Raw genomic sequence first — 6,419 nt, 5'->3', positions numbered from 1 at the left:
ATCTCGATGCTGCTCGTATTCGCGGTACCAGTTCCTCAGCGCATTCTTGGTCGGATAACCCAATTGGCGGATCGTCGCCTTAACCCGCTTGCCGAGCTTAATATAAAGCTCGACCGCGCGAACCCTGTCTGCATGGGAATACATGAACTACCTCCTGGTGGTCCAAGTTTTCGTCCGCATCCCCTACTTCTCAGCTTCTTTCGTTCCAATAGTCTGTTGCCGCGGGCAAGCTCAAGCGAGCTTTCTCAACCTCGAACACTGTTCACGTTCAAAGCGGCACACATGCCACTTTTGGCAATGGAGGCTCAGGCAATGAATTTAACCGGAAAATTAACAGCACTGGTGCTGACGCTGACGCTGCTCAGCACGTCGGCGCTGGCGCAGGAAGCGACGACAACGCCACCTGACGCCGGAAAGCCGAATATTCTCGTGATCTTCGGCGATGACATCGGACAGACGAACCTGTCCACATACAGCTTTGGCCTGATGGGCTACACCACGCCCAACATCGACCGGATCGCCAACGAGGGCATGAAGTTCACAGACTATTATGCGGAACAGAGTTGCACCGCGGGCCGCTCCACCTTCCTGACCGGGCAGGCAACATTGCGCACCGGCCTTTCCAAGGTCGGTCTGCCCGGTGCCGATGTCGGCCTGCAGGCGTCTGATATGACGATCGCCTCCGCCCTCAAGGATCAGGGTTACGCAACCGGCCAGTTCGGCAAGAACCATCTTGGCGACCGCGATGAATTCCTGCCGACGGCACACGGCTTCGACGAATTCTTCGGCAACCTCTATCACCTGAATGCCGAGGAAGAGCCGGAAAACTTCAACTATCCGCAGGACCCCGAGTTCCGCAAGAAGTTCGGCCCCCGTGGCGTCATCAAGTCAAAGGCCGACGGCAAGATCGAGGATACCGGCCCGCTGACGAAAAAGCGCATGGAGACCGTGGATGACGAGACATCGGCCGCCGCGATCGACTTCATCGACCGTCAGGTAAAGGCCAAGAAGCCGTTCTTCACCTGGATGAACACCACCCGCATGCACTTCCGCACCCATGTCCGTGCGGAAAATCGCAGCAAACCGGGCCTGACTGCCCTGACCGAATATGCCGACGGCATGATCGAGACCGACAAGCTCATCGGCACGATCCTCAACAAGATTGATGATCTCGGCATTTCCGATAACACCATCGTCATCTACACGACGGACAACGGCCCGCACCAGAATTCCTGGCCGGATGCCGGTACAACGGCGTTCCGCAGTGAGAAGAACACCAACTGGGAAGGTGCTTTCCGCGTTCCGGCGCTGATCCGCTGGCCCGGCCACATCAAGCCCAACTCGATTGCCACCGGCATGTTCTCGGGCCTTGACTGGCTGCCGACCCTTCTGGCCGCTGCCGGCGATACCGACATCAAGGATCGCCTTCTCAAAGGCACAACGGTTGCCGGAAAGCAGTACAAGAACCATCTCGATGGCTATAACCAGCTCGACTATCTGACCGGCAAAACCGATCAGAGCGCGCGCAAGGAGTTCTTCTATTTCAACGACGATGGCGACATGGTGGCCATGCGTTATGAAAACTGGAAAATCGTCTTTTCCGAACAGCGCGCGACCGGAACCCTGCGGATTTGGGCAGAACCGTTCACACAGCTTCGTGTTCCCAAGATATTCGATCTCCGCTCCGACCCCTATGAACGCGCCGACATAACCTCGAACGTCTACTATGATTGGGTGCTCGATCGTGCCTATCTGCTGGTCCCGGCGCAGGCATTGGCTGGCCAGTTCCTTGGTACGTTCAAGGACTATCCGCCAGCCCAACGTGCAGCAAGCTTCTCCATCGACCAGATCCAGGAAACGATGAAAAAGTCATTCGATTCCATGGCTGCACAGTAACCGTCACTAAGATTGCTTGCCGGCTCGCGATCTGAGCCGGCAACGCTCAATGGCAGAAAATATGCCCGGACCTCAGGGGGATATGAAAGGCGCAACGTCGCTCATATCCCCCTCATTGTTGTCCCCCTCCGGCGCAGCGCAGCCGAAAGGCTCGCCTCAAACGACGGCCTTCGCATCCTCCGGATAACCGCCGTCTGCCCGCCGGCAGAGTTCCTACGGCCCGTACGCCGCCCCTGCCCGCCGGATCAGCCGATTGATGAAATCGAGTTTTTGCACCACCGGCGCCGACAGCACGAAGGGGTAGCTGTCAGGCTGGCCCATGCTGCGCTGGATGCTGTTCAGGGCCACGCTGAGGGGTATCCAGGCATCCACGAGTGTTTGCGCGTCCACGGCCCCATAAGGATCGAAATCGACTTCTGCCGCCATTTCCTCGTGGCGGCGCGGTTCGGTCGTCAGGCCGAACGAGCGAGCGGTTTCCAGCGTATCGACGATGTGGAAGAAATGCGCCCAGCATTCGGCAAAATCCTCGGCCGGATGGGCGCTGGCATAGGTGCTGATGAAACTGGCCTGCCAGCCGGCTGATGGGCCTTGTTCGTAGTTTCGCTTCAGAGCCTCGGCATAGTCCTCCCGCTCGTCGCCGAACAGCGTCCTTGCTTCAGCAAGCGTCTGGTCGTCACGGACCAGCTGCGCCCAATAGAAATGGCCGATCTCATGGCGGAAATGGCCAAGCAGCGTCCGGTAGGGCTCGTTCATCGATACGCGCACGCTTTCCCGCGTCACATCATTGGCCTCGGCCGCCCGCAGGCTGATGAGGCCGTCCTCATGACCGGTCATGGCGGGGACGATATTACCGTTGGCATCCACTTCATCAGCGAGAAAATCAAAAACCAGGCCGCCTTGCGGATCGGCATCGCGGCCGGGACGCGGCAGGTTCCAGCGCAGCAGAGAATAGAACAGATGGCGTTGAGCCTGGCCAATCTTCTGCCAACGCGCGAGGCCTTCCGGATTGTCTGTGACCGGCACGATGCGGTTATAGCGGCAGGCCTGGCAATAGACGTGATCGTCATTTGTCGAGATCAGCCAGTTGCAGATATCGTCAGCCGCATTGGCGCAGAAGCGGACATCTGCCACCGAGCGAGAGGATGCCTGCCACAAGCCATCTCCCGCCGAAGTGAGCGCCTGGACCGACATGGCGTCGGGCAGGAAACCGAGTTGCGAGCCGCAATTGATGCAGACGCGATTGTCGAAATGAACGGGATTACCGCAGGTGCCGCATTCGTAAAGTCTCATGGCTCGCCCGAATTCTGCCAAGGGAAGGGATGTTCAATGACTTGTCTCACAGAGAAATGCCCGCTGGCACAAGGCACAGCGGGCATCGGCGCTGAAATCTTCCATCCAGTTGAACCCGTCAGGACAGTCGATTCGCGCACTCTGGAGCCACCGCCATCGCTTATGCCGATAGCGGTGGCAAACTGTGACTACATGCGATCAACGGCACCCTTGACGGCGTCCTTGGCCTTGCCGGTGGCCGTTTGGACCTTTCCCTTGATTTCCTGCCCCTTGCCTTCAGCCTGCAGTTTTTCGCTGCCGGTTGCCTTGCCAGCAGCCTGCTTGACCTTGCCTGCGGCCTGATTGGCGGCGCCGGAAATCTTGTCGGAAGTGCTACCCATGAACAGTCTCCTTGAGAGGTTGAGGATAGGAACAAAGAGTCCTGTCCTTGCGACTGGAAAACGGGGCGCGGCTGAAATTGTTCCGGCGCAACATCAGAAAGAGGGAAAATAGATTTGTCTATGCGTGACCGGCATCGACCGAGAGCATCGCCGGCGCAACGCCCATCAATGCCAGCGCCCGGTCGTATTTATCGCCGAGGTCGCGATCGAAGATCAGCTCTTCACTGGCCGGGCAATTCAGCCAGCCATTGTTGGCGATCTCGTTTTCGAGCTGGCCGGCGCCCCAGCCGGCATAACCGAGCATCATCATCGCCTTTTCAGGCCCCTCGCCGCGCGAAATGGCGCGCACGATATCGAGCGTTGCGGTCAGGCAGATGTCGTCATTGACGGGAATACTGGATTCGCTGAGGTAATCATCCGAATGCAGCACAAAGCCGCGTCCGGTTTCGACCGGACCACCGGTCTGGATCTGGAAGTCGCGGGTGACGCCGGGTAGCCGGATCGCCTGATCCTGATCGATGATATGCAGATGCAGAAGAACATCCGGGAATGTCAGTTGCTGCGGCCGGTTAAGCACGAATCCCATCGCACCATCCTCCGAATGGGCGCAGACAAAAATGACCGTGCGGGAAAAGTTGCTGTCGAACATGCCTGGCATGGCGATCAGGAACTGACCGTCCAATATTCCGCGTTCGCGTTTCTTCTGAAACGTTGCCATCATGGTCTTAGCCTCTCAACTCAGGTTCAAATGAAAAGCGTTTCCACCCTGGTCTGTTGTTTTGAAGATTTCTACCGGCCCTCGAAGCCGCGTGACATCAAGAGAAAATGATCGCGGGGTGAAAGCCTACATCTTTCAACCCTGCCCCAAAACCGATAAGCCTCAGCATCATGAAACATCATCGCCTCCTAGAGAATGTGCCTCATTTGGCTGCGCTGGCAACCCTTTCAGCGTATTTTTTTATCGCCCCTGCCGCCAACGCCGCGCAGAGCGAATGGGTGCAGTCGGAGGGTGGCGCTGTCCGCATCGTTGCCGACAGACCCGAGCCGGACGGAACAATCCCGGCCATTCTCGATATCCGGTTGAAACCCGGCTGGAAGACCTATTGGGTCGAGCCCGGCGCCAGTGGCATCCCACCACAGATCACCGTCGATCCACAGGACGGCATCTCTTTTTCCGGGCTACGCTTTCCCGCTCCGAAGGCCTTTCACGACGGGATTGCAAGCTATACCGGCTACGACCGTTCAGTCGCGTTTCCGTTGTCGCTAAAGCGCGAAAAGAGCGGAGACCTCAACCTGAAAGCCTCGGTTTTCCTCGGTATCTGCAAGGATATCTGCATTCCGGTTCAGGCCGATATCCATCTTTCCCTGCCGGAAGGGCTTGCGGAAAACCCGCTCGACCGGGCGCGGATCGACGACGCGGTCGCAGCCCTGCCGATGCAGCCATCCGGCGCGTTCAGAGTGACGGGCGCCTCCTTCGATGCCGCTGAAAAACGCCTGCACCTGTCGCTGCAAACGCCAGTGGCAGCAAAACCGGCGGAGTTTTTCCTGTCCGGTCCTCCCGGTTTCAGTTTTGGCAAGGCGGAGAATGTCACGGTGGAAAACGGTAAGGTCACCGCGGAGATTCCGGTACGCGTTCCGGCAAAGGGCGGCGCTTTGAAAAGTGGTACGGTCATGCTTGTTGCCCGGTCCGGCGACCAGAGCATGGAAACCCCGCTTGCCTTTGACTGAACCAAATCTATATTCCCATCCGATCCCTGCTGAGCCGCGATGCTCACGCTTTCCCCAAACGACCTCAAGGAGTTAAGACCGTGACCATTTCCGTCGGAGACAAGCTGCCAGCCGCCACCTTCAAGGAAAAGACCGCCGATGGCCCGGTCGAAATTACCACAGACCAGCTGTTTGCCGGAAAGAAGGTCGTTCTGTTCGCCGTTCCCGGCGCCTTCACGCCAACCTGCTCGCTCAACCATCTGCCGGGCTATCTTGAAAACCGCGATGCGATCCTTGCCCGCGGCGTCGACGATATCGCTGTTGTTGCGGTCAACGACCTGCACGTGATGGGCGCCTGGGCAACCCAATCGGGCGGCATGGGCAAGATCCACTTTCTCTCCGACTGGAACGCCGCCTTCACCAAGGCGCTCGGCATGGATATCGACCTCTCCGCCGGTACGCTCGGCCTGCGCTCGAAGCGTTATTCGATGCTGGTGGAAGACGGCGTGGTCAAGACGCTGAATGTTGAAGAGAGCCCTGGCCAGGCGACTGTTTCGGCCGCTGCGGCGATGCTCGAGCAGATCTGAGCGAAAGCCAGCCAAATAACAGATAGCGACCAGAAAGCCCGCCTGTTGGAACACATGCGGGCTTTTGTATACCCTCCGCTACTTCACGCGATGCTCAACGAGCCGCGCAAGTTGCCCGATAACAGTTCCCCAGCCGTCGAAGAAACCCGCCTCCTCATGCATGTTCCGGTCGGCATTGCTCTTGTGCATGACATGGGCGTGGTAATCGGTGCCTTCCGGGTGATCGGTGAGCGTGATGACCGCCGTCATGAAGGGTTGTTCGGCAGGACGCCAGCCACCGGTCAGCGCATTGGTGAAGACGATTTTCCGGCCTTCTTCGACAGCAAGAAAACAGGCATCCAGATGCGGCTGGAACGCGCCGCCATTTTCGCTGATCCGCGTCTTGAACGTGCCGCCCGGGCGCAACTCCATTTCAGCGACCTTACAGCGGGCAGGTTCCGGAACCCACCATTTTTCGAAGCGAGCCGGATCAGTCCAGGCGCTCCAGATCAGCGATCGCGGTGCCTTGATTATGCGCGAAATCGTCAGATCGAGTTCGGGATTGGGTGATGCGGTCATG

8 protein-coding genes are annotated in these 6,419 nt (G+C 58.4%); 3 read left to right on the top strand and 5 right to left on the bottom strand.

What is annotated here, in order from left to right:
- Positions 1-144: transposase (locus tag ASC96_RS31985; RefSeq protein WP_156397673.1), on the bottom strand; the 144-nt coding region annotated here is incomplete at its 3' end.
- A gap of 168 nt (positions 145-312) precedes the next feature.
- Here ASC96_RS31985 and ASC96_RS20035 point away from each other — a divergent pair.
- The gene (locus tag ASC96_RS20035; RefSeq protein WP_082512174.1) at positions 313-1,896 is read left to right on the top strand and encodes an arylsulfatase; all 1,584 of its coding nucleotides are present in this window, start codon (positions 313-315) and stop codon (positions 1,894-1,896) included.
- Positions 1,897-2,109: 213 nt separating this feature from the next.
- Here ASC96_RS20035 and ASC96_RS20030 read toward each other — a convergent pair whose 3' ends face one another.
- The 3 genes from ASC96_RS20030 to ASC96_RS20020 all read right to left on the bottom strand — a co-directional run bounded on the left by ASC96_RS20030 (position 2,110) and on the right by ASC96_RS20020 (position 4,284).
- Complete coding sequence (locus ASC96_RS20030) at positions 2,110-3,186, bottom strand: putative zinc-binding peptidase (protein ID WP_060504869.1); 1,077 nt, start codon at positions 3,184-3,186, stop codon at positions 2,110-2,112.
- A 188-nt stretch (positions 3,187-3,374) separates the two neighbouring features.
- Positions 3,375-3,566: a CsbD family protein gene (locus ASC96_RS20025; protein ID WP_060504868.1), complete on the bottom strand. Its 192-nt coding sequence runs from the start codon at positions 3,564-3,566 to the stop codon at positions 3,375-3,377.
- Positions 3,567-3,684: 118 nt separating this feature from the next.
- Entirely contained in the window at positions 3,685-4,284 is a 600-nt protein-coding gene (locus ASC96_RS20020; RefSeq protein ID WP_060504900.1) for a YqgE/AlgH family protein, read from the bottom strand.
- A gap of 206 nt (positions 4,285-4,490) precedes the next feature.
- On the opposite strand from ASC96_RS20020, the gene ASC96_RS20015 reads away from it, so the two are divergent.
- Both ASC96_RS20015 and ASC96_RS20010 read left to right on the top strand, forming a co-directional pair.
- On the top strand, positions 4,491-5,294 hold the full coding sequence (locus tag ASC96_RS20015) for a protein-disulfide reductase DsbD domain-containing protein (RefSeq protein WP_112834552.1): 804 nt from the start codon (positions 4,491-4,493) through the stop codon (positions 5,292-5,294).
- A gap of 80 nt (positions 5,295-5,374) precedes the next feature.
- Positions 5,375-5,860: a peroxiredoxin gene (locus ASC96_RS20010; RefSeq protein ID WP_060504866.1), complete on the top strand. Its 486-nt coding sequence runs from the start codon at positions 5,375-5,377 to the stop codon at positions 5,858-5,860.
- A gap of 78 nt (positions 5,861-5,938) precedes the next feature.
- Here ASC96_RS20010 and ASC96_RS20005 read toward each other — a convergent pair whose 3' ends face one another.
- Positions 5,939-6,418, bottom strand: coding sequence for an SRPBCC family protein (locus tag ASC96_RS20005; RefSeq protein WP_060504865.1), 480 nt, complete (start codon positions 6,416-6,418; stop codon positions 5,939-5,941).
- Between the last annotated feature and the right edge of the window lies 1 nt (position 6,419).

Origin of the sequence: Rhizobium sp. Root1204, from assembly GCF_001424965.1 — a bacterium.
In the GTDB taxonomy this organism is placed as follows: domain Bacteria; phylum Pseudomonadota; class Alphaproteobacteria; order Rhizobiales; family Rhizobiaceae; genus Pararhizobium.
The sequence above is the reverse complement of the archived record's forward strand: the minus strand, read 5'-3'. Positions and strand labels throughout refer to the sequence as shown.

Coding starts and splice junctions, on each gene's coding strand:
- ASC96_RS20020 (WP_060504900.1), bottom strand. CDS start 4,284: ATGGCAACGTTTCAGAAGAAACGCGAACGCGGAATATTGGACGGTCAG.
- ASC96_RS20025 (WP_060504868.1), bottom strand. CDS start 3,566: ATGGGTAGCACTTCCGACAAGATTTCCGGCGCCGCCAATCAGGCCGCA.
- ASC96_RS20035 (WP_082512174.1), top strand. CDS start 313: ATGAATTTAACCGGAAAATTAACAGCACTGGTGCTGACGCTGACGCTG.
- ASC96_RS20005 (WP_060504865.1), bottom strand. CDS start 6,418: ATGACCGCATCACCCAATCCCGAACTCGATCTGACGATTTCGCGCATA.
- ASC96_RS20030 (WP_060504869.1), bottom strand. CDS start 3,186: ATGAGACTTTACGAATGCGGCACCTGCGGTAATCCCGTTCATTTCGAC.